This window comes from Mesorhizobium delmotii (assembly GCF_900149755.1).
Classification (GTDB): Bacteria; Pseudomonadota; Alphaproteobacteria; order Rhizobiales; family Rhizobiaceae; genus Mesorhizobium; species Mesorhizobium delmotii.
The window spans coordinates 1-364 of sequence record NZ_FUIG01000089.1 but is presented as its reverse complement, the minus strand read 5'-3'; the positions used below and the strand labels follow the sequence as shown (position 1 = coordinate 364).

At 67.6% G+C, this 364-nt stretch carries 1 protein-coding gene; it reads right to left on the bottom strand.

The annotated features are described in order from the left end of the window. A partial coding sequence (locus tag BQ8482_RS34430) for a TCP-1/cpn60 chaperonin family protein (RefSeq protein WP_280178896.1) occupies nt 1-364 on the bottom strand: 364 nt, incomplete at both ends.

Sequence of the window (364 nt, the reverse complement as noted above, 5' to 3'; positions counted from 1 at the left end):
CGCCATATTCGCCGGTCTGGGCGTTGAAGCCGAAGGTCGGGCCCTTGTTCTCGAGGATCTTGCCGGCAACGATCGATGCTTCCGCACCGGCGTTGGCCGCGATCTGGCGGGCCGGAGCCTGCAGCGCGCGACGCACGATGCTGATGCCAGCGGTCTGGTCGGAGTTGGCGCCGACAGCCTTGATGCTCAGCGAAGCGCGCAGGAGTGCGACGCCGCCGCCGGGAACGATGCCTTCTTCGACGGCCGCACGGGTCGCGTTGAGGGCGTCATCGACGCGGTCCTTCTTTTCCTTGACTTCGATCTCGGTCGCACCGCCGACGCGGATGACGGCAACGCCGCCCGCCAGCTTGGCGAGACGTTCCTG